The organism is Vibrio sp. 10N.286.49.C3 (assembly GCF_041469545.1).
Lineage (GTDB): Bacteria > Pseudomonadota > Gammaproteobacteria > Enterobacterales > Vibrionaceae > Vibrio > Vibrio tasmaniensis_A.
In genome coordinates this window covers 58,738-80,702 of the sequence record NZ_JBFRKT010000023.1, presented here as the reverse complement: position 1 = coordinate 80,702, position 21,965 = coordinate 58,738, and the positions used below count along the sequence as shown (strand labels likewise).

Genomic DNA, 21,965 nt, shown 5'->3' with positions numbered 1-21,965 from the left:
TACAATCAGGTGCAAGACATTTGATTCATCAAGCGACGCAATCATCAATAGGCGCCCGCTTTAACATCAATACGACACTTAATAACTCAGGTAGAACATAAATGATTGAGCAGAAGCTAAAACAAGTATTCGGATTCGACTCACTGCGTAATGGGCAAAAGCAAGTCATTGATAATGTTCTATCTGGTCACTCGACTGCCGCTATATTCCCAACAGGCTCAGGCAAGTCGCTTTGCTACCAATTGCCAGCATTAGAGTTGCCGCACTTAACCTTAGTGATATCACCATTGTTAGCCTTAATGAAAGACCAGCTCAGCTTCTTACACAGTAAGGGAATAAGCGCGGCTGCAATCGAATCAAGCCAAGACAGACAAACCACACAACAGGTGATGCAATCCGTGCGTAACGGGGACACCAAAATCCTAATGATCTCTGTTGAGCGCTTGAAGAATGAACGCTTTCGTCAGTTTATCTCCCAAGTTCCCATCTCGTTACTGGTGGTCGATGAAGCGCACTGTATTTCAGAATGGGGGCACAACTTCAGACCAGACTACCTGAAGCTTCCCCAATACCAAAAGCAGCTCAATATTCCACAAGTACTGCTACTGACAGCTACTGCAACGACATCGGTTATCCAAGATATGAAGTCGAAGTTTGATATCGATGAGGAGCGCGTGGTGGTTACGGGTTTCTATCGTCAAAATCTTGATCTGTCGATTCAACCTTGCGAACAAACCAGCAAACTAGAAACCTTGTGCAATGTCGTTAACCAAGCTTCTCTCGCTCCGACTATTGTTTATGTCACCCTTCAACAGACAGCAGAGATGGTGGCTCAGCAACTCCGTAATGCTGGCGTTAATGCCGTGGCTTACCATGCCGGTCTTAAGCCTGAAAACCGAGATGCCATTCAACATCAATTCATGAATGATGAAGTGAGCTGTATCGTGGCAACCATTGCTTTTGGTATGGGCGTGGATAAGTCCAACATTCGCCGAGTGATTCACTTTGACTTACCAAAATCGATAGAGAACTACTCACAAGAGATCGGCAGAGCTGGCCGAGATGGGAAAGCATCTGAATGTATTTTACTGGCTAACAAACATGGTTTGAGCACACTCGAGAACTTCGTTTTTGGTGATACGCCAGACAACATATCAATTCAAACGGTCTTAAAAGAAATATACGAAAACCAAAACATTGCGGTTGCTGGCGCAAACCAATGGGAAATCATGCTCAACCAACTATCGCGTGAGTCCAACATTCGTCAGTTACCACTTAAAACGCTACTGGTGTATCTCGAAATTGAAGGCGTGATTGAGCCTAAATACAGCTACTTTGCTGACTACAAATTTAAATTCATACGTACTAAGCAGCAGATCATCGAGCAATTCCAAAGCGAACGTCGCCATTTTGTAGAAGCAATTTTCCAATGCTCTCCTCAAGCCAGAGTTTGGTGCCAAGTCGATTTCGATGCCCTTTGGACTCACTTTCAAGCAGATCGTCAGCGTGTGATTGCGGCTATCGATTACTTCAATGAACAAGGTTGGATTGAGTTGGAAAGTAAGCAGATCACAGATGTGTATGCGATCCACAACACCACTGAAGACATGATGCAGTTATCGGAACGTCTAACTGAATTGTTTAAGGCAAAAGAGAACAGTGAGATAAACCGCCTTAACCAAATGCTGAGCTTCTTTGAGGCTGATACCTGCCTAAGCTCTTGCCTTGCGAGTTACTTCGCCGATGATAAAGCGCCAGCCAAGTGTGGTCACTGCTCAGTATGTCGCGGTCAAGTAGCAATATTACCAACCGTTGATGTTGAGCCTATTGATGATGAAACGGTAATGACATGGATTCATGAATTTGTATCTAAGAGTCAACAATTGATCACCGACGAAGCTATTACTCGTTTTCTATGCGGAATCGCAACTCCACTTTCAACCAAGCTTAAAGCCAGCAAAATGGTTGGATACGGAAAGCTAGAGCAACAACCATTCAGTGATACCTTAGCGCGAGTTAAACAACTTCCTAGATAAGGCATATCACGTATTGATATAGAAGCTGGCTAGGCTGTGGAGTCTAGTCGCTATTCAAACTCTAACCCTTCCAGCAACACCTCTAAATCTAAACTCTCAGCGCCTTTCCCTAGAAGAAACTCAATTGACGCATTTGGTCTTTGGGTTGTAGCATTACGCTTAAACCAAGTAGGCGTATTTCTCGCCCTTGCTGCCTTTTAAGTATCTCACTCAACAGTTCTTTAAAGTGCTCTCGATCGAGAGAGGCGTGTATGTGCTCAATAGTGGTTTGCTGGAAGTCGGCAAACTTGAGCTTAATGCCCTGCTTGATGATCGCTTTACTTGGGCTAGCTTTCTCTAGACGTGCTTCAAGCTCAGGAAAAAGCTTGTCTTCAATTACCTGCCAACATTCTGCGTAAGTAGAAATATTCTGAGTAAAAGTTCGCTCCACGCCTACCGATTTTCGTTCACGCTCAATAATAACTTCTCTGTCATCAATACCATGGCTGCGCTTCCAGAGTGATGCGCCTTGACGGCCAAACCGGAGCAATAGATCTCGATAGTCAGATTCCTTAATGTCCTTACAAGTAAAGAAGCCAGCTTGATGGAGCTTTTCAATACTGACCTTGCCAACGCCTGGGATTTTTTCGAGTGGCAGCTCATCAATCACTGATTGAACATCCTGTGGAGGAATAACAAACTGACCATTGGGCTTGTTTAGATCCGAGGCCACCTTCGCCAAAAATTTAATCGGCGCAATACCAGCAGAAGCGGTCAGGTTAAGTTCATTCCAGATATCGCTACGAATTGCTTCGGCAATAAGTGTTGCCGAACCACGACACAGCGTCGAATCCGTGACATCAAGAAAAGCTTCATCTAAAGACAGGGGTTCAATGATGGATGTATATCGAGAAAAAATCTCGCGAATCTTTTTCGATATCTCGACGTAGACCGACATCCTCCCAGGAACAACCAACAGATTGGGACAAAGCTGCAGCGCCTTTCCCGTCGGCATTGCAGAACGAATACCAAACTTGCGAGCTTCGTAATTACAGGTACTCAAAACGCCACGCTGCTTTTCATGCCCCCCTACTGCAAGTGGTCGATTTCGGTAAGCGGGATTATCTCTCATTTCAACAGCTGCGTAAAAACAGTCCATATCAACGTGGATTATCTTTCTTACTTTCTCTTCACCCGCACTACACATCTAGGAATAACCCAACCTTACAACTGTATTTATAAACAGTATAATCAATTATTCTCAGATTTAAAATGATCTGGAGCCCAGCTAAATAGCTTTAACTTCATTAGCCACTTACTATTCTGATAGTATTGTTAGAGAGTATTTAACCTATAAGTAGGGATAACTTTTGAGTGATAAAATACTAGTAGTCGAAGATAGTCGTGCATTCAGAAACTACCTGTACCAGCAATTGAAAAATGATGGCTATGAGGTTGCGCTGGCTGAATCAGTGGCTGAAGCTGAAGCAATCTTAGAACAAGATACGGATTTCTTGTGCGCGGTGCTCGATTACTGCTTACCCGATGGTCAAGATGGCGAGATCATTGATTTGGTACTCGGCTATCAACAAAAAATTATAGTCCTAACCGGCATGTTCAACAACACACTTCGAGAACAAGTACTCGCGAAGGGTGTGATTGATTACATCCTCAAAGACAGCATGTCATCAGTCAGTTATTTGCTTCCTTTGGTTAATCGAATCTCAAATAACCGATATCATAAAGCCTTGGTTGTTGATGATTCTGCGGTTGTTCGTCGATATGTAGTGCAACTTCTTGAGCACCAATATATTCAAACGATTCAAGCGGAAGATGGCGAACAAGCACTAGAGCTTCTCCAAAACGACCCCGACATCACTTTCGTCGTTACCGATCATGACATGCCAAACAAAGATGGCATTTCGATGACCCGTGACATTCGAGTACACCATGATCGTAATCAACTCGCTATTCTTGGGCTATCTGGCAGTGACGACCGAACCATGACAGCTCGTTTCCTTAAGGCTGGTGCCAACGACTTCCTTTACAAGCCATTTAACCAAGAAGAGTTTTTCTGCCGTATTCATCAGCTACTCGATATGAAAGAGGCCACCAATGAACTATTTCGTCATGCAAATGAAGATGCTCTGACCGGGCTTTGGAACCGTCGTTATCTATTCAATCAAACATGTAAAGGCTGCGAACATCGCAGCATCGCCATGATGGATATAGACTTCTTTAAAAAGGTGAATGATACCTACGGTCATGATGGTGGCGATGCGGTACTCATTGAAGTCGGAAAGATCATCAAAAATCATTTTAAAGATGATGTCGCCGTTCGTTTCGGCGGTGAAGAGTTCTGCATTCAATCATGCCGACCATTTGAAGAATTTGTCGACACGCTAGAGTCAATGAGGATTGCGATACAAAACCAAGAAGTTATTCATGACTCACAACGGATTAAAGTCAGCATGAGTATCGGGTTAAGCGACTTAGTTGGCAGTTTGGATGAGCAAATAAAAGCCGCGGACGAACTACTTTATACTGCAAAAGAACAAGGTAGGAACCAACTGGTCTTTGCGCGCAATAACATGCAAATCGACCACTAGAAATTCGTTTTTGTTTCCGTTTTTAGCATTCCAAAATAGACAGTTCACTCAAACAAAAAAAGCTCAAGACGATAATCTTGAGCTTCTTATTCTAAGGGCATAGACAACTCTATTCCCCTATGACTGTCACCAATTAAGCGATACGGTCTTTACTCCAAGCCGCTTCTTTTTGTTGACGTTCTGCCAGTTTCTCTTCACGGTATGCTTCACGTGCTTCACGTTTTTTACGCGCATCACAAGGTTCAGGGCAGTTACATACTTTATCAATACCAACAGCACCTAAGCCACCACAGCTACCTTTCACAACTTTCTTTTGGATAATATAGCCAATTGACATCGCTGCGATTACTGCAAGAAAAACACCAAATGTAATCAGAAATGTATTCATAATTATCTCGCTTACCTTATTTACCTAAGTATGGCTTAAATGCTTCTGAAGCAATTTCTTTAAAGCCATCAGCTGTTTTTACCACCATGAACACTGGGATGTTATGTTGGTTTGCGACTTCCAGTCCTTTTTCTTCACCTAAGACCATAAGGCCAGTAGATAAACCGTCTGCAGTCATTGAAGACGGGTTTAAAACAGTCACTGAAACCACTTTGTGATGAAGCGGCTTACCTGTTTCTGGGTTGATGATGTGTGAATAACGAACACCATCACGCTCAAAATAGTTTCGGTAGTCGCCAGACGTTGCGATCGCCATATCACCAGGCTCGATGATCTCTTGAATGTTGCGCTCGTCAACACTTGGCTTCTCGATGGCGATACGCCAACCCACACTTTCACGGTTTAAGCCCTTCAAACGGATTTCACCGCCCACTTCTACCATGTAGTTATGAATGCCAATTGAATCGAGGTAGTCAGCAACGACATCCACGCCCCAACCTTTTGCGATAGTCGAAAGGTCAACATACAAGTTAGGCAAATCTTTGCTTAGCTTATTACCTTCAACGCTTAAGTGGTGAATACCAATCTTAGCCTTACGAGCCGCAAGCTCTTCGTCTGATGGAACCACTTCAGGACGTGCTTCTGGACCAAAACCCCACAAGTTAACTAATGGACCAACCGTCACATCCAACGCACCTTCAGTAAGACCGTTCAAACGAATCGCTTCTTTCACAACGATAGCGGTTTGTTCAGATACTTCGAATGCGTCCGCACCTTTATGTTGGTTGAAACGGCTCAGCTCTGAATCTTCACGGTAAGTCGACATTTGATCATTTACTTCTTCAAGTAGACGATCGATCTCGGTATGAACTTCTTTAGACTCAGGAAATTCATCGCCATTGATGTACTTAATGTTATAACTGGTCCCCATTGTCGGACCACTTAAATGTACTTGCTCTCTTGCCTGCTCACAGCCCGCAAGAAAAATTAAAGAAGTTAATGCAACAAGCCAAATTCTCACTTGCTTACTCCTGTCTAATGTTGAGGATTTATATAAGGAAAAATAAGAGTGAAAAATAGGTATTTTAAATGCCTTACTCTTTCTTATATAAGCCAGTTTGTTGTCACGAGTAGTCTTAGAAAAACAAATGGCTGACTCGTAAGAGTCAGCCATAATATCAATCACTTAAATGGATTAACCACCGAAGTCATCTAGTAGGATGTTTTCATCTTCTACACCAAGATCTTTCAGCATGCCGATCACAGCCGCGTTCATCATTGGTGGACCACACATGTAGTACTCACAGTCTTCAGGAGCTTCGTGATCCTTCAGGTAGTTTTCGTACAATACGTTGTGGATGAAACCAGTGTAACCGTCCCAGTTGTCCTCTGGTTGAGGATCAGACAGAGCACAATGCCACACGAAGTTTTCGTTTGCAGCTGCTAGGCCGTCGAAGTCTTCAATGTAGAACATCTCACGCTTAGAACGTGCACCGTACCAGTAAGACATCTTACGAGTAGAGTTAAGACGCTTAAGTTGGTCGAAGATATGTGAACGCATTGGCGCCATACCTGCACCACCACCGATGAATACCATTTCATTGTCTGTGTCTTTAGCAAAGAACTCACCAAATGGACCAGAAATAGTACATTTGTCGCCTTCTTTAAGAGACCAGATGTATGAAGACATCACACCAGGAGCTACGTCAGGGTTGTTTGGCGGCGGAGTTGCGATACGCACGTTAAGCTTGATGATGCCTTTCTCTTCTGGGTATGAAGCCATAGAGTAAGCACGGATCGAATGCTCTTTAACGATAGACTCGTAACGGAACAAGTTGAACTTATCCCAGTCACCACGGTATTCCTCAGGAATATCGTAATCTGCGTATTTCACGTGATGTGGTTCAGCTTCAATCTGAATGTAACCACCCGCGCGGAACGGAACTTCTTCACCTTCAGGGATAGCTAGAGCCAATTCTTTGATGAAAGTAGCTTCGTTATCGTTAGAGATAACAGTACATTCCCACTTCTTCACACCAAAGATATCTTCGTCTAGTTCAATCTCCATGTCAGTTTTCATAGCAACTTGACATGCAAGACGTTCGCCTTCGCGAGCTTCACCTTTTGTGATGTGATCAAGTTCAGTTGGAAGGATGTCGCCACCACCAGACTTAACTTTTACACGACACTGACCACAAGAGCCACCGCCACCACAAGCAGAAGATACGAAGATACCTGCGCCAGCTAGGGCACCAAGTAGCTTGCTACCAGGCTGAGTAACGATCGCCTTTTCAGGGTCGCCGTTTACAGCAATAGTGATGTCACCTGATGGTACTAGCTTAGACTTAGCGAAAAGAATCACTAGTACTAGAGCCAATACAATAATGGTAAACATCGCTACGCCAAGAATAATGCTTTGCATTTGTTATTCCTTATTACTGGGTGCTTACCCTACAGTTGAACACCAGAGAAAGACATAAAGCCTAACGCCATCAGACCAACAGTAATGAACGTGATACCAAGGCCACGAAGACCTGGAGGTACGTCAGAGTACTTCATCTTCTCACGGATACCCGCAAGAGCAACGATAGCTAACATCCAACCCACACCAGAACCGAAGCCGTAAACAACAGATTCAGCAAAGTTGTAGTCACGCGTTACCATGAAAGATACACCACCAAAGATTGCACAGTTAACTGTGATCAGTGGAAGGAAGATACCTAGTGCGTTGTACAAAGGTGGGAAGAAACGGTCTAAAACCATCTCTAGGATTTGTACAAGTGCCGCGATAACACCGATGAATGCGATGAAGTTAAGGAAACTTAAATCGACACCTTCAACAAGCGCGTTTTCTTTCAGGATGTGTGTGTAAACAAGGTTGTTTACAGGAACAGCAATTGTAAGTACTACAACTACCGCAACACCAAGACCAAAAGAAGTTTTAACTTTCTTAGATACCGCTAGGAACGTACACATACCTAGGAAGAAAGAAAGCGCCATGTTTTCGATGAAAATCGATTTAACTAGCAGACTAATATAATGTTCCATGACTACCTTACCCCTTCGCTTCTACTTGTTCTGGTTTGAACACACGAATTGCCCAAATCAAGAAACCAATTAGGAAGAATGCTGAAGGTGCTAGAAGCATCAAGCCGTTTGGCTGATACCAACCACCGTTGCTCACTAGAGGTAGTACTTCCATACCAAATAGTTTGCCAGAGCCTAGAAGCTCACGGAAGAAACCAACAGTGATAAGAACGAAACCGTAACCAAGACCGTTACCAAGACCGTCGATAAACGATGGGATTGGCGCAGACTTCATTGCGAATGCTTCAGCACGACCCATTACAATACAGTTAGTAATGATTAGGCCAACGAATACAGATAGCTGCTTAGAGATATCGTATAGGTATGCTTTAAGCACTTGGTCTACCACGATTACTAATGATGCGATAATTGCCATCTGAACGATGATACGCACACTGTTAGGAATGTGGTTACGGATTAAAGAAACGAAGAAGTTAGACAGAGCAGTAACGAACATTACCGCGATAGTCATAACAAATGCTGTTTCTAGCTTAGTGGTTACTGCAAGAGCAGAACACACACCAAGAACCTGTAGCGCGATTGGGTTGTTATCCAACACAGGCGCTAAGATGCTCTTTTTAATTTCTTTTGCACTAGACATTAGTTCAGACCTCCGTCACGAACTTTTGCTAGGAACGGACCAAAGCCCATATCACCTAACCAGAAGTCAAATGTATGTTGAACACCAACGCTAGTCAGTGTTGCACCAGAAAGGCCATCTACACCGTGCTCAGAACCTTGAGGAGCGCCACCTTTAACAACCTGAATAGCAGGTTTGTGGTTTTCGTCGAATAATTTCTTACCAACGAATTGAGCGCGCCAAGTTGGGTTCTCAACTTCACCACCAAGTCCAGGAGTTTCACCTTGCTCGTAGTAAGTGATACCAGAAACTGTGTTGCCATCAGTTTCTACCGCAACGAATGCGTACATCATTGACCAAAGGCCGTTACCGTGAACAGGGATGATAACTTTAGAAGTCTCAGCGCCATCTTTCACTAGGTATACAGTACCCGTGTTAGCACGACGAATGATCTTAGCGATGTCATCTTCAGCTGAAAGCTTGATTGACTGAGCTGGATCTTTTGCCGCTTTACGTTGGTCGTATGCAGCGGCATCGCCGTCAACGAAATCGCCAGTAGCGAAATCAACTAGACGAGGTTCGATGTTCTCTGCGTAGAGTGCTGGGATATCACCTGCAAGCTCAATACCCGCAACTTCAAGGATCTTAGTTTGCTGATCCAGAACTGCGTTAGCTTGCTGCTTAGGTTTAAGAACAACTGCAGCTGTTGAAACGATGATTGAGCACACTAGGCTCAATGCGATAACAACAAACAGCGTCTTTTTAATGCTATCGTTATTACTTGCCATAGCGCGCTAGTCTCCGCTTAATGTTCTTCTCGATTACAACGTGGTCAAACAGAGGAGCAAATAGGTTTGCGAATAGAATCGCAAGCATCATGCCTTCTGGGTATGCAGGGTTAACTACACGAATCATTACACACATTGCGCCGATTAGGATGCCGTACCACCACTTACCTTTGTTGGTAAATGAAGCTGATACTGGGTCAGTCGCCATGAAGAACATACCGAATGCGAAGCCACCTAGAACTAGGTGCCAATGCCAAGGCATGCTGAACATTGCGTTAGTATCAGAACCGATCACGTTGAACAGCGTAGACACAGCAATCATACCGATCATTACACCGGCAATGATACGCCATGAAGCGATACGCATGTAAACGATCATCGCTGCACCAATCATAAGTGCTAGAGTTGATACTTCACCGATAGAACCTGGGATGTTACCAATGAATGCGTCCATCCAAGTGATTGCTTCACCTGATGTCACGTTCATTAGTGCGCTACCGCCACCTTGAGCCCATTGGCTAAGAGCAGTTGCACCAGAGAAACCATCTGCAGCAGTCCAAACTACGTCACCTGAAATCTGTGCAGGGTATGCAAAGAATAGGAACGCACGGCCAGCAAGTGCAGGGTTCAGGAAGTTACGACCCGTACCACCGAAGATCTCTTTCGCCACAACAACACCGAAGGTAATACCTAGTGCTGCTTGCCATAGAGGAAGCGTTGGCGGAACGATAAGCGCGAATAAGATAGAAGTAACAAAGAAACCTTCGTTTACTTCGTGCTTACGCACCATACAGAACAGAACTTCCCAGAAACCACCTACGATGAATACCGTTGCGTAGATAGGTAGGAAGTATGTCGCACCAAGTAGCATCTTGCTGCCAACACCTGCATCGGCTCCTAAGGAGGCTCCAAGCATTTCGGTTAGCCAGTAGTGCCAGTTACCACTGATAACAGATGCTAGTTCAGCGCCTGCGTACATATGGTTAAGTGCAGCGATAGCTTGGCCACCCGCGTTGTACATACCCCAGAACATTGCTGGGAATACCGCGAACCAAACCATGATCATGATACGTTTTAAATCAACGCTATCACGAACGTGCGAGCTTTTCTTTGTAATAAGACCTGGCGTGTAGAACACTGTCGCTGCTGCTTCGTAAAGCGCAAACCACTTCTCGTGTTTACCACCTGGCTCAAAATGATGCTCGATGTCTTCAAGAAACTTTTTAAGGCCCATGAAAATTACCCTTCCTTCTCAATCGTATCTAGGCATTCACGAAGTAGTTGACCGTACTCGTACTTACCTGGACATACAAAGGTACACAATGCTACATCTTCTTCGTCTAGTTCTAGCGCACCAAGTGCTTGAGCACTATCAATGTCGCCTGCACATAGATCACGAAGCAGCAATGTAGGTTCCATATCTAGAGGCATTACGCGCTCGTAGTTACCAATTGGAACCATTGAGCGGTCACTACCGTTTGTCGTCGTTGTCATGTTGAACAACTGACCTTTAAACAGGTGACCAAGGAATGAACGAGTAACAGAGAACTTGTTCTTACCAGGCATAGCCCAGCCGAATAGCTCTTTATCACGACCTTCACGTAGAACAGAAACTTGCTGATGGTAACGACCAAGGAAAGCATGTGGACCTGTTGCTTCAGTACCCGTAAGTACAGAACCAGAAATCACACGAACTTCGCCTGGCATTAACTCGCTGTCTGTCAACTCTTCAAGGCTAGCACCAATTTGAGTACGAACTAGACGTGGGTTATTCACCACTGGACCAGCCAGAGAAACAACACGCTCAGAGTAAATCTCACCAGTAAGGAAAAGCTTACCGAATGCGATAACATCTTGGTAGTTAATGCTCCACGCTACATTTTGTGCATTTACCGGATATAGGTAATGCATATGCGTGCCTGCAAGACCTGCAGGGTGTGGGCCATCAAAAACATGTTCTTCAACGTTAGACTGAGCTGAACGAGGTAAGCTAGTACCTTTTTTACAAACGTACACTTTACCGTTAGTCAGAGTTGAAAGAAGATCTAAACCAGCAACAAAAGCATCAGACTGCTCGTTAATGATTAATTCTGGCTCAGCTGCTAGCGGATTAGTATCCATAGCAGTAACGAAAATAGCCTGAGTTTCAGAATCAACTGCTGGAACCTTGCTGAACGGACGAGTTCGCAAAGCGGTCCATGCGCCAGACTCAACTAACTGAGTTTTAACCGTTTCACGGTCAAGACTTACTAGTTGGTTAGCTTCATAGCTATTGAACGTGATTTGCTCATTGCCTGCTACTTCAATCACTACTGATTGAAGAACACGCTTAGCACCACGGTTCACTTCAATAACTTTACCGCTTGCTGGAGAAGTAAATACAACACCTGGGTTCTTTTTATCTGCAAAAAGAACTTGGCCTTTCTTCACTTCATCACCAACGCGAGCATGCATCGTAGGACGCATACCAACGTACTCTTCGCCAAGCAAGGCGACTTTAGTGATGGACTTACCATCATTAATCACCTGGGATGGAGTTCCTGCGATAGGAAGATCCAAACCCTTCTTTATTGTAATCATACGCACTTGCACTACTTTATCGGGAAAAAGATTCTTTTAATTGCGTAAATTCGGGACGTTTTAAAATCGCCCTTAGACACGACATTACAGTGTCCGGTTTTGGTAAATTAGAGATACCAAAATCGCAACATTACATTAATAAACTCATCACAAAGATTATGTGAGATTTATCAGGTGCCGTATTCTAGCATTTTTTGACAACTTGATGCCATGACCAATAACTTGAATACGGCCTTAATTTGGTGAGATTTGAAGCATATGGACTCTCAAATATGTATAAATTTGACGAACCGCACAGATAAAATGGCTTTTGAATCGTGTTTTAAACAAGAGATTAATACTCTGTCACAAACTAATATTTTACGAGTTATGTTGAAACACTGTTAATAAAAACATTACTCATTGTGGGTATTTAAAGACGCCTAATTTGACATCAATTTGAGTAATATAAACCCTAAAAACACATCAGCCTGGCGATAAAAAAGGCAGCATCGCCACCTCTTCTATCAGTTAGTTTTATTACTTACCACCGCCCATACACATAGGGCTGTCTGGCACGTTATCGAGTTGCTTCATCCATTCATCTTTTGTATAAGTGTGAATAGATAGTGCGTGAATATTATTCGCTAGCTCTTCTGAAAGTGCTTTATTTACCGCTCGATGACGACCAATAAGGCGCAAGCCTTCAAACGCATCGCTGACAACAATCACTTTAAAATGACTCTCAGAACCAGCCGGAACATTGTGCATGTAGCTCTCATTGACCACGTTTAAATGACTTGGTGAAAACTCATTGTGCAATTTTGTTTCGATAACTTCTTGGATCATTATGATTCCTTAATAACGTATTGGCATTATCTGTGGGGGAAGTATAAACCCTAACTGGTCGACTGTCTGAGTATTTCATAACGAACGACTTAGGTTTGGTTGAGTTTTTTCTATCTTGTTCAGGCTGCATTTGAGACAATATCTTTGTTATTTCTTACATAAGTATCTCAAGCTATGAAAACCGAACTTACTCTTCTCGATAGAACTTTGACCTTACATCGTTTCCCCAACCGTTCAAATGAAACCCTTCAAGCTTGGGATGCGGGCGACGAATACATTATTAGTCACGTTGAAGAGATGAATCTGGAACCTGGCAAACACATCCTGATCATGAACGATAGCTTTGGTGCCCTGTCGGCATGGTTCTCTAAAGATCATGATGTCACCATGATGAGCGACTCGTTTATCTCTCATCGCGGTGCGCTAAAAAACTTGCAGCGCAATCAAAGTAACCGTGTGAACTTCCTGAATACGATGGATGATATCCCACACGGTATCGATCTTGTGATCATGCAACTACCGAAAACAAACCGTCATCTAGTATGGCAATTGAGCCAACTACGCCAAGCGTTGCCAGAAGGCTGCCAAGTCATCGGTGTAAACAAAGTAAAAGATATCCACACATCTACACTTAATATTTTCGAAAAGTACCTAGGTGAAACCAAAACTTCTCTAGCGAAGAAGAAACATCGCTTGGTTTTCTCTTCACCAAATTGTCAGCCGATTCAAACGGTCGAACCTTTTGTTGAATGGGATGTAGACGGTGAAGATATTCGCCTGAAAAATTTACCGAACGTTTACTCAGGCGAGGCACTCGATCAAGGCGCTCGCTATATGCTAGAGCACATCCCTCAAGATCCTGAACTGCGTCATATTATCGACCTAGGTTGTGGCAACGGTGTATTGAGTGTAAAAGCTGGGCAATTAAACCCACAAGCGCGTATCACCTGTGTTGATGAAAGCTTTATGGCAGTGGAATCAGCGCGCCAAAATATTAAGGATAACCTTGGCGAAGAAGGTAATTTCCAGTTCATCGCCAATAACTGTTTAGATGGTTTTAAGAAAAACAGCACTTACTTAGTTATGTGTAACCCTCCGTTCCACCAACAACAAGCGATTACAGATCACATTGCATGGCAAATGTTCTGTGATGCAAAGCATGTTCTTAGCAACGGAGGCAAATTAATTGTTATTGGTAACCGACACCTCGGATACGATGTCAAACTAGCAAGACTATTTGGTGAAGCAAACGTTGAAACGCTTGAACTAAACCAGAAATTTGAGATATTACAAGCAACAAGAGAACCTGCGAATTTTAATAAATAAGCAGAAACGACGTCACAAGAATTTAAGATACCGAGCTCCTGGTGTGAATTTAGAAAGGATAAAGGAATGAAAAAACTGATTTTGGCTGCTTCTATTTTGGCTTTGACAGCATGTTCAGCCCCTCAGAAAGAACAGATCAACGTAATGCCAGAAGCTTCACTAAGCTCAAGCAACCTTGTACAAGGCAAAACATACACACTAACCAGTAAAGATGTTCGTGCCGCTCAATATGTTGCATTGGTTGATAGTGGCCGTTCAAACATTCAGCCAATTCACGCTAAGCAAAACATGCGTATTTCTCTAGAAAACGCTATTGCTCAACAATTAGAGTCTCAAGGCTTTCGTGCAAGCGTAAACAGTGAAAACTCAATTGTTTTAGAGATTCAAGAAGCGCTTGTTACCGTCAAGCACACCATCATGGAAAACCAAATGGATGGTAAAGTAACACTTGAAGTAACCGCTGAAACGCCTGAAGGCAAGCTAGTTAAGACATTCAATGGTACAGCAACTCGTACAGGCGCATTAAGTGCATCAAATGACGATATCGCAATGGTACTAAACGATGTTATCGACTTAGTTCTTAAAGAGATTGCCAATGACCAAGAGCTCCAAACTTACATGAAGGAACGTTTCTAATGGGACGCATTCTATCTTCTATTGCATTGATGTTGGTGAGCGTGAGCGTTTGGGCTGGTCCTAAAGTGAATGTAGAAACAACATTAGGCGGCTTCACTATCGAGCTAAACCAAGAGCAAGCACCGGTTAGTGTTGATAACTTTCTGAAATATGTTGCTGACGGTAGCTACGAAGGCACTCAGTTTCACCGTGTGATCCCGGGCTTTATGGCTCAGGGTGGTGGCTTCGATCAAGATATGAAGCAATTAGCAACTTATGCGCCTATCAAAAATGAAGGCAGCAATGGCCTGAAGAATGATACTGCAACGATCGCAATGGCTCGCACCAATGCACCAGATTCTGCAACTCGCCAGTTCTTCATTAACTTTGCAGACAACGATTTCTTAAACGCGAAAGACGGTAATCCTGGTTACGCTGTGTTTGGTAAAGTAACCGATGGTTTTGACGTTGTTCAGAAGATGGCAACAATTCCAACCAAGCGAATGGGCCGCATGTCAGACATTCCTGTCGACCCAATCGTCATCACTAAAGTGACCCTTCTTAAGTAATCCAATGTAACGCCCTTATTCTTAAGGGCGTTTTCTATACAAGGACGCCCCATGTCATCAGGCACCCCCTCTCTTTCTTGGATGCAAACTTTCCGCAGCTACTTAGACAAACGTCTACTTTGGGTGTTTATGCTCGGTTGTTCGAGTGGCTTCCCATGGGTTCTGATTGGATCCAACATGTCTGGTTGGCTAAAAGATGCCGGTTTAACTCGTGCTGCGATCGGTTATTTCGGCAGTGTGTTTGCTGTCTATGCTATTAACTTTTTATGGGCACCGTTGGTAGACCGAGTCAAACTGCCAGTTTTACACGCGATATTAGGCCAACGACGCAGTTGGATATTCTTGTGCCAAAGCTTGGTATTGATCTGTACCCTGTTCATTGCTGGAGTAAACCCAGCCAATGACTTGATGTTCACCTCTATGCTTGCTCTCGGAATAGCTATCGCCTCAGCAACTCAAGATGTCGCAATAGATGCCTTCCGTATTGATTCATTTCCAAAATCGGAAGCATCAAAGTTGCCACAAGCATCCGCAATGGCCGTGATGGGATGGTGGACTGGCTATTCTCTTCCAGGTTATCTTGCTTTTATCAATGCTGACTCAATCGGTTGGAATGGTGTGTATTACGGCATGGCTGGTGTGGTTGTCGTGTTAATGCTGTTTACTCTTTTTGTCGGAGAACCCAATACACAACGTGAAGCATTACAAGAGCAAGCACAACAACGTCACAACAGAGTTGTGGGTTCAAAAGTCGTCGCTTGGTTCAGCGTTACAGTACTAGAACCGTTTTATGATTTCTTCAAACGAAACGGAGTTCAAGTTGCCATCACCCTTCTACTGTTTGTGTTCCTATTTAAGATTGGTGAAGCCTTCTTGGGTAGAATGTCTATCACCTTCTATAAAGAGATAGGCTTTAGCAATGAACAGATTGGCCACTACTCTAAGTTAATCGGTTGGGGCGCGACGATATTCTTCACCTTGCTAGGCAGTATCTTCAATGTGAAATTCGGTATTGTACGCGGACTAATGATTGGTGGCATCGCAATGGCAGCCAGCAACCTAATGTTTGCGTGGATCGCTCAGGCAGGCCCTAGTGAAACTCTGTTCTTGGCAACTATCATTGTCGACAACTTCACAACCGCCTTTTCGACGGTAGCATTTGTCTCTTTCTTAACCTTACTGACTGGTCAAGCTTTCTCAGCGACGCAATATGCCTTATTAGCATCCTTAGGCAATTTCGGTAGAACAACACTGGCTTCATTCAGTGGCGAGCTCGTCGATTACCTCAATGATTGGTCAACCTTCTTTATACTGACGTCATTAATGGTGATTCCGAGTTTGATCATGCTCTATTCGCTACGCCACTTTTTCACTGATTTATTAGAAAAAGCGAAAAACAACCACGAATAAAAGAAAAAGAAAGCAAAAGAGAAGAGGGGAGCATTGAGCTACCCTCTTCTCTTTTCTCTTTTCTATTTTCTATTTTCTATTTTCTATTTGCAGACGCTTAACGGATTAATCTGTGGTTTCACTTACTATTAAGTTAAATCCCGTTCCCATCGAATCATCAATCGCCACTACTTGATACACAACACCGTTAACTAAGGTCGCAGGCGCGGAGTCAATAGCAACAGTAGATGGATCGCCAGCCACCGTAATCGTCACATAGTAAGTTCCCGCAGCTACATAAATACCATTCGCGAAATCTTTGAATTTCACATTACTCAACGCAGGAGTACTTCCAGAAATTCCCACGTTCTCGGTTAAATAAATATCAACCGAAGCTGCAATTGGATTAGCTGCAGCATGAGTAATGTTCAATACTGCACTGGTTGCAACAGAGCGTCGATTTTCTGGAACAACTAGCGCTTCCAAATTGAAAGGACTTACCGTCCCCACGGCATAGATACTGTAATCCATTCCGGCAAACACCGCTAAACCGTCAACATCAATGAATGTTGGAGAGGTGGTTGCTGTTTCATAAATATCGATATCGTAACTGCCTGCTGCCAAATCTAAGAAGCCACGAACTTCTTTAAACATTAGAGCATCAAGAGGAGCAAACTTAGCCGAGTTTACATACACATCCACAGAGGGTGCACCATCAACTAAATGCCCTACTCTCACTTCTGCAGATTCTGCCATGTCGTAAATTATAGATGAACCTTTGCCATCCATTACCATCAGCTTCACCTGAGACGTACTGGTTGAATCCGCTCTTGGCACGGCTGCAATGGTCAGCTCGCTACCAGCAGGGAGAGTGATCTCTCCTGAATCAAACGCGATAGCACTTCCACTCACGGTTTCTAATCTCACTCGATATTGTCCTGCAGGTATGTTTAGCACATCAGTGAACCCTTTGTATCCCAAAGTTCCAATCGGTGCGCCTAGAGGATCATTCGGCGCTGTAACGTATAGATTCACATCACCAACTCCAGTTGCCGCGTGAACAACTTGCACATCCAAACTCGAACTCGTCGCCGTGCCTGCTGCAGGTCGTGTCACAACGAGAGCCTCAACTGGGTTGTTGGAACCGTCAGCATCACCGACCACCATCACCGTGTAATCTAAATCACCGCTTAAATCGAACTGGCTTGGCGGAATCACTGTCGCCACACCATCTCCAGGGAGTTGAACATCGACCTGTAGAGTTGTCTGGCCTTGATTGACCGAGGTATATCCAGATGCCTGAGCATAATCAACCCCAGTCCAACGAGCCTGACTATTAACTAACACATTAGCTAGTGGAGCATCTGGCGATGCGTGAACAGCTTGCAGCTGGGTTGTTGGTTGATCGTCATCGTTACACCCTACAATGAATAGGGCTGACATCGCTACAGCGAGTATAGGTGAATATTTCATTGGTCTTCTCTCCAAAAAGTTCGACCAGTTCGTCACACAGCAGATAAGCTCAGGAGCAGATCTTTAAATGTTGCCTCAAAATTGGTGCAATGAACGGTCTCAATATTATCAGCGATGAAAAAACAAACAGATTTAAAAGTCAGGCTAGTCATCACATGAATTGTTCATCAATTGATTCAAACTTCAGTACGGAGTTGCTTGGAAATGGATCAAAGGCAGGATCGAAACGTTCGCTGAGTGAGGTGTTTTTTACGAGAAAACGCTTAGAAAGAAATACTGTTGATTTTGATATGCATGTCACACTTTTTGGTATAATCGTTTGCTTAGAGCGGTATTTCACCAATTTATACACAAAATAATCGAATTTCACAAAATCAATAGAAGTGGGGATTCATCAAGATGCATAGCAACATTAAAGTTCCATCATTTAGATCGTTAGTGTGATCACGCTCACCATAATAATCATAGTTTTCACTCTGTCTCACTTTTATTTGAGAACAAAATCGCTATTATGCTCGGCATTCGGACATATAAACACGCACGGATTAGCGGGTTACTTATTTCAAACATAGAGAGTTCCATTATGCGTAAATCACTTTTAACTCTTGGCCTACTTGCAGCAGCTTCTGCTCCAGTAATGGCGGCTGATTATTCTGACGGCGATACTCACAAGAATGATTACAACTGGATGCAGTTTAATATCATGCACACTATCGATGAGAAGCCTCAAGACAAAGATCATACTTATCTTGAAATGGAGTTTGGTGGACGCTCTGGTATCTTCGATCTTTACGGTTACATTGATGTATTCAACCTAACTAACGATAGTGGCAGTGATAAAGCAAATGACGATCAACTGTTTGTTAAATTTGCGCCTCGTATGTCTATCGATGGTCTGACTGGTAAAGACCTTTCTTTTGGTCCAGTACAAGAACTATACGTTGCAAACTACACAACTATCGATGGCAAAGCTGACGGTGGTTACGCAACTAAAACAGGTATCGGTTCAGACGTAATGGTACCTTGGTTTGGTAAAATGCAATTCAACCTTTACGCTACGTACGATCTAAATGCGAAAGACTGGAACGGTTACCAATTTTCTACAAACTGGTTTAAGCCATTCGTAAACTTCGATAACGGTTCATTCATTGCTTACCAAGGTTACATCGATTACGAGTTTGGTCGTGATAGTTCATACAACCAGTCGAGCAACGGCGGATCTATGTTCAATGGTATTTACTGGCACAATGACCAATTTGCTGTAGGTTACGGTCTTAAATTATACCAAGATGTATACGGTCTAAGAGATGGTGCTCTAATGGATCCGAATAAACCACAAATTGGTGAATTCTCTACTTCAGGCGTAGGTCACTACTTCGCTGTAACTTACAAGTTCTAATCGAACTTCTAAGAAAGTTTCCAAAATGGCACCCTCGGGTGCCATTTTTTATTGCTTTCATTTAATGCCTCGCTATCCTTGCAGCACCACTTTCTTATCTCGGTATTGCTGTGAACATCACTATTGTTGGGCCTGGGGCTATCGGCTCTTTGTGGGCGATAAAACTACTTCAAGCGGGTCATAATGTGGCTTTGTGGAGTCGTTCCGCAGATAACTCAATTGACTTATCGCTTGATGAACAAACTTCACTTTCCTTCAGTAACAACAATATTGAGAAGCTACCAGAAAGTGATCTAGTGATCTTCACGGTCAAAGCTTGGCAAGTAGAAGAAGCCACCACTCCGTTACTTCAGTATCTAGACTCTGACACCATTCTCATGTTCATGCACAACGGTATGGGAGCGGTCGATAACATTGCTAATCAAATTGACGCTCACCCTGTAGTATTGGCGACCACGACTCAAGCAGCATTCAAACCCAATAGCAACAATGTATCCCACACCGGAATCGGCCAAACTCAATTGGGTGCTTTTAACCTAAAGGGGCAACAGTGCACTTTTTTAGTTGATGTGTTGGAACATGCCTTCCCTGCCGTGAGTTGGAATCCAGAAATAACAACGGCGCTGTGGGCTAAACTCGCCATAAATTGTGCAATCAACCCACTGACTGGGCTGGAACAAATCAAAAATGGAGAGCTTGCTGACCAAAGGTTTAACGATATTTTGAGTTCTATAGTTAAAGAACTCACGCAAGTGATGCTGGCGGAAGGCATTACTTGTTCATTCGACGAATTAGAAACAAGCGTCAACAAGGTTATTCAAGCGACAGCAAAGAACAATTCATCAATGAAGCAAGATATGTTTTACCAACGAAAGACAGAGATCGACTTCATTACCGGACACTTGATAAAAACAGCACTTAAGCATCAGATAGAGGTTCCTGTTAACCAAAAGCTGTTTACGCAGGTTAAAGAACGAGAAAATCGCTGGAATCATCAAGATTAGTCAGCAACGATTAACAAGTCGCGATAAAATAACGATACCGCTCAGCATAACGCTAGCAACAATTTCCAAGATTTTAGGTAAGAATAGATGCTTGATATCAATCACATCCGAGAGCAGTTTCCTGCGCTATCACAAACCATCAATCAACAACCGTTGATTTATTTAGACAGCGCAGCAACGACACAAAAACCTCAGGTGGTTATTGATGCCATTAGCCAATACTACTCCAAACAAAATGCCAATGTTCACCGTGGTAGTCATAGCTTAACAGCCAACGCGACCAGTCAATTTGAAGCCGCCAGAGATAAGGTCGCTCCGTTTATCGGCGCAAGCTCTTCAAAAGAGATTATTTGGACTCGCGGCGCAACCGAAGCACTTAACCTGATCGCACAAACTTACGCAAGAAGCACGCTTCAACCTGGCGATGAGATCTTAGTCAGTGAAATGGAACATCACGCCAACATCGTGCCTTGGCAAATTGTGGCTGAACAAACGGGTGCTAAAGTCGTGAAAGTACCAATGACATCAGATTGTGACTTTGACGTTGTTGCGTTTGACGCCCTTTTGAATGAACGAACTAAGATTGTTGCTCTGGCTCAGATAACTAATGTGACTGGTTCTCGTCAGCCCATTGAAGAAGTGATCGAGAAAGCGCACAAGATTAATGCGATTGTTGTGGTAGATGGAGCGCAAGGTATCGTTCATGAACCCGTTGATGTTGCGGCTTTAGGTGCGGATTTCTACGTTTTCTCAGGACACAAGCTCTACGCCCCTGCAGGCATCGGTGTACTTTACGGCAAGCTAGAATTGCTCGAAGCGATGCCCCCTTGGCATGGCGGTGGCAAAATGGTTGAGCGCGTATCTTTCTCTGGTACCACATTTTCTGAACTGCCGGGAAAATTTGAAGCGGGCACGCCAAACGTAGCGGGAGCCATCGCATTAAGTGCAGCGATAGAATGGTTAAGTGGTTTTGCCCAGCAAAATGTCGAAAATCATATCCACCAGCTACAGCACGAGACTTATCTTGCACTCAGTAAACTGGATGATATTCAGATATTGGGTTATCAACCCAACGCGAGTGTGATTACTTTTGTGATGGACGGTGTTCACCATCAAGATATTGCTACTCTGCTGGATCAACAAGGTATCGCAGTTCGTGCTGGCCACCACTGTGCTCATCCATTAATGGATGCACTTAATGTGAAAGGAACTGTTCGTATTTCATTTGGTATTTATAACAATCTAGATGATGTTGAAAAGCTCGTAGCGGCGATAGAAAAAGCCGTTGATATGCTGTAGCGAGTAGCGAGTAGCG

General features: G+C 43.6%; 20 protein-coding genes. 9 read left to right on the top strand and 11 right to left on the bottom strand.

What is annotated here, in order from left to right; genetic code table 11:
- Window positions 1-101 precede the first annotated feature (101 nt).
- The gene (locus tag AB4180_RS11155; protein WP_102250044.1) at window positions 102-2,036 is read left to right on the top strand and encodes an ATP-dependent DNA helicase RecQ; all 1,935 of its coding nucleotides are present in this window, start codon (window positions 102-104) and stop codon (window positions 2,034-2,036) included.
- 109 nt (window positions 2,037-2,145) lie between these two features.
- Here AB4180_RS11155 and dinB read toward each other — a convergent pair whose 3' ends face one another.
- Window positions 2,146-3,222 (bottom strand): DNA polymerase IV, encoded by a 1,077-nt coding sequence (gene dinB / locus AB4180_RS11150; RefSeq protein WP_017101907.1) that lies wholly within the window; start codon window positions 3,220-3,222, stop codon window positions 2,146-2,148.
- Window positions 3,223-3,385: 163 nt separating this feature from the next.
- Here dinB and AB4180_RS11145 point away from each other — a divergent pair, with 163 nt between their 5' ends.
- The gene (locus AB4180_RS11145) at window positions 3,386-4,624 is read left to right on the top strand and encodes a response regulator (RefSeq protein WP_017101906.1); all 1,239 of its coding nucleotides are present in this window, start codon (window positions 3,386-3,388) and stop codon (window positions 4,622-4,624) included.
- 133 nt (window positions 4,625-4,757) lie between these two features.
- Here AB4180_RS11145 and nqrM read toward each other — a convergent pair whose 3' ends face one another.
- From nqrM to bolA, 9 genes are all read right to left on the bottom strand, one after another.
- Entirely contained in the window at window positions 4,758-5,012 is a 255-nt protein-coding gene (nqrM, locus tag AB4180_RS11140) for a (Na+)-NQR maturation NqrM (protein WP_009848378.1), read from the bottom strand.
- Between the two features lie 16 nt (window positions 5,013-5,028).
- Entirely contained in the window at window positions 5,029-6,033 is a 1,005-nt protein-coding gene (locus AB4180_RS11135) for an FAD:protein FMN transferase (RefSeq protein WP_009848377.1), read from the bottom strand.
- Window positions 6,034-6,207: 174 nt separating this feature from the next.
- Window positions 6,208-7,434: an NADH:ubiquinone reductase (Na(+)-transporting) subunit F gene (gene nqrF / locus AB4180_RS11130; protein ID WP_009848376.1), complete on the bottom strand. Its 1,227-nt coding sequence runs from the start codon at window positions 7,432-7,434 to the stop codon at window positions 6,208-6,210.
- Window positions 7,435-7,463: 29 nt separating this feature from the next.
- A complete protein-coding gene (nqrE, locus tag AB4180_RS11125) occupies window positions 7,464-8,060 on the bottom strand; it encodes an NADH:ubiquinone reductase (Na(+)-transporting) subunit E (protein ID WP_009848375.1) in 597 nt (198 codons plus the stop codon).
- Between the two features lie 7 nt (window positions 8,061-8,067).
- Entirely contained in the window at window positions 8,068-8,700 is a 633-nt protein-coding gene (locus AB4180_RS11120; RefSeq protein WP_004735210.1) for an NADH:ubiquinone reductase (Na(+)-transporting) subunit D, read from the bottom strand.
- Complete coding sequence (locus tag AB4180_RS11115) at window positions 8,700-9,467, bottom strand: Na(+)-translocating NADH-quinone reductase subunit C (protein ID WP_017098020.1); 768 nt, start codon at window positions 9,465-9,467, stop codon at window positions 8,700-8,702. Before AB4180_RS11115 ends, AB4180_RS11120 begins: the two co-directional genes overlap by 1 nt.
- Window positions 9,457-10,701, bottom strand: a complete 1,245-nt coding sequence (locus AB4180_RS11110; RefSeq protein ID WP_017067139.1) for an NADH:ubiquinone reductase (Na(+)-transporting) subunit B — start codon at window positions 10,699-10,701, stop codon at window positions 9,457-9,459. Before AB4180_RS11110 ends, AB4180_RS11115 begins: the two co-directional genes overlap by 11 nt.
- Before the next feature lie 5 nt (window positions 10,702-10,706).
- On the bottom strand, window positions 10,707-12,047 hold the full coding sequence (locus AB4180_RS11105) for a Na(+)-translocating NADH-quinone reductase subunit A (RefSeq protein ID WP_009848371.1): 1,341 nt from the start codon (window positions 12,045-12,047) through the stop codon (window positions 10,707-10,709).
- A 519-nt stretch (window positions 12,048-12,566) separates the two neighbouring features.
- Window positions 12,567-12,875, bottom strand: coding sequence for a transcriptional regulator BolA (bolA, locus tag AB4180_RS11100; protein WP_009848370.1), 309 nt, complete (start codon window positions 12,873-12,875; stop codon window positions 12,567-12,569).
- Between the two features lie 174 nt (window positions 12,876-13,049).
- On the opposite strand from bolA, the gene AB4180_RS11095 reads away from it, so the two are divergent.
- The 4 genes from AB4180_RS11095 (at window position 13,050) to AB4180_RS11080 (ending at window position 16,795) form a co-directional block, all read left to right on the top strand.
- Complete coding sequence (locus AB4180_RS11095) at window positions 13,050-14,201, top strand: class I SAM-dependent methyltransferase (protein WP_012603366.1); 1,152 nt, start codon at window positions 13,050-13,052, stop codon at window positions 14,199-14,201.
- Between the two features lie 66 nt (window positions 14,202-14,267).
- Window positions 14,268-14,837, top strand: a complete 570-nt coding sequence (locus tag AB4180_RS11090) for a YajG family lipoprotein (protein ID WP_017101905.1) — start codon at window positions 14,268-14,270, stop codon at window positions 14,835-14,837.
- Entirely contained in the window at window positions 14,837-15,385 is a 549-nt protein-coding gene (locus tag AB4180_RS11085) for a peptidylprolyl isomerase (RefSeq protein WP_102250043.1), read from the top strand. Before AB4180_RS11090 ends, AB4180_RS11085 begins: the two co-directional genes overlap by 1 nt.
- A 51-nt stretch (window positions 15,386-15,436) precedes the next feature.
- Entirely contained in the window at window positions 15,437-16,795 is a 1,359-nt protein-coding gene (locus AB4180_RS11080; RefSeq protein ID WP_012603364.1) for an AmpG family muropeptide MFS transporter, read from the top strand.
- 105 nt (window positions 16,796-16,900) lie between these two features.
- On the opposite strand, the gene AB4180_RS11075 is transcribed toward AB4180_RS11080, so the two are convergent.
- Window positions 16,901-18,247, bottom strand: a complete 1,347-nt coding sequence (locus tag AB4180_RS11075; protein ID WP_102250042.1) for a DUF4397 domain-containing protein — start codon at window positions 18,245-18,247, stop codon at window positions 16,901-16,903.
- A gap of 511 nt (window positions 18,248-18,758) precedes the next feature.
- Between AB4180_RS11075 and AB4180_RS11070 the strand changes: the two genes are divergently transcribed.
- The 3 genes from AB4180_RS11070 (at window position 18,759) to csdA (ending at window position 21,949) form a co-directional block, all read left to right on the top strand.
- Complete coding sequence (locus AB4180_RS11070; RefSeq protein WP_017101903.1) at window positions 18,759-19,646, top strand: outer membrane protein OmpK; 888 nt, start codon at window positions 18,759-18,761, stop codon at window positions 19,644-19,646.
- 110 nt (window positions 19,647-19,756) lie between these two features.
- Window positions 19,757-20,650 (top strand): 2-dehydropantoate 2-reductase, encoded by an 894-nt coding sequence (gene panE, locus AB4180_RS11065; RefSeq protein ID WP_017101902.1) that lies wholly within the window; start codon window positions 19,757-19,759, stop codon window positions 20,648-20,650.
- Between the two features lie 87 nt (window positions 20,651-20,737).
- The gene (gene csdA / locus AB4180_RS11060; protein WP_102250041.1) at window positions 20,738-21,949 is read left to right on the top strand and encodes a cysteine desulfurase CsdA; all 1,212 of its coding nucleotides are present in this window, start codon (window positions 20,738-20,740) and stop codon (window positions 21,947-21,949) included.
- The last annotated feature ends 16 nt before the right edge of the window (window positions 21,950-21,965 follow it).

Coding starts and splice junctions, on each gene's coding strand:
- AB4180_RS11155 (WP_102250044.1), top strand. CDS start 102: ATGATTGAGCAGAAGCTAAAACAAGTATTCGGATTCGACTCACTGCGT.
- dinB (WP_017101907.1), bottom strand. CDS start 3,222: ATGTGTAGTGCGGGTGAAGAGAAAGTAAGAAAGATAATCCACGTTGAT.
- nqrM (WP_009848378.1), bottom strand. CDS start 5,012: ATGAATACATTTCTGATTACATTTGGTGTTTTTCTTGCAGTAATCGCA.
- nqrF (WP_009848376.1), bottom strand. CDS start 7,434: ATGCAAAGCATTATTCTTGGCGTAGCGATGTTTACCATTATTGTATTG.
- nqrE (WP_009848375.1), bottom strand. CDS start 8,060: ATGGAACATTATATTAGTCTGCTAGTTAAATCGATTTTCATCGAAAAC.
- AB4180_RS11120 (WP_004735210.1), bottom strand. CDS start 8,700: ATGTCTAGTGCAAAAGAAATTAAAAAGAGCATCTTAGCGCCTGTGTTG.
- AB4180_RS11115 (WP_017098020.1), bottom strand. CDS start 9,467: ATGGCAAGTAATAACGATAGCATTAAAAAGACGCTGTTTGTTGTTATC.
- AB4180_RS11110 (WP_017067139.1), bottom strand. CDS start 10,701: ATGGGCCTTAAAAAGTTTCTTGAAGACATCGAGCATCATTTTGAGCCA.
- AB4180_RS11105 (WP_009848371.1), bottom strand. CDS start 12,047: ATGATTACAATAAAGAAGGGTTTGGATCTTCCTATCGCAGGAACTCCA.
- bolA (WP_009848370.1), bottom strand. CDS start 12,875: ATGATCCAAGAAGTTATCGAAACAAAATTGCACAATGAGTTTTCACCA.
- AB4180_RS11095 (WP_012603366.1), top strand. CDS start 13,050: ATGAAAACCGAACTTACTCTTCTCGATAGAACTTTGACCTTACATCGT.
- AB4180_RS11090 (WP_017101905.1), top strand. CDS start 14,268: ATGAAAAAACTGATTTTGGCTGCTTCTATTTTGGCTTTGACAGCATGT.
- AB4180_RS11085 (WP_102250043.1), top strand. CDS start 14,837: ATGGGACGCATTCTATCTTCTATTGCATTGATGTTGGTGAGCGTGAGC.
- AB4180_RS11080 (WP_012603364.1), top strand. CDS start 15,437: ATGTCATCAGGCACCCCCTCTCTTTCTTGGATGCAAACTTTCCGCAGC.
- AB4180_RS11075 (WP_102250042.1), bottom strand. CDS start 18,247: ATGAAATATTCACCTATACTCGCTGTAGCGATGTCAGCCCTATTCATT.
- AB4180_RS11070 (WP_017101903.1), top strand. CDS start 18,759: ATGCTCGGCATTCGGACATATAAACACGCACGGATTAGCGGGTTACTT.
- csdA (WP_102250041.1), top strand. CDS start 20,738: ATGCTTGATATCAATCACATCCGAGAGCAGTTTCCTGCGCTATCACAA.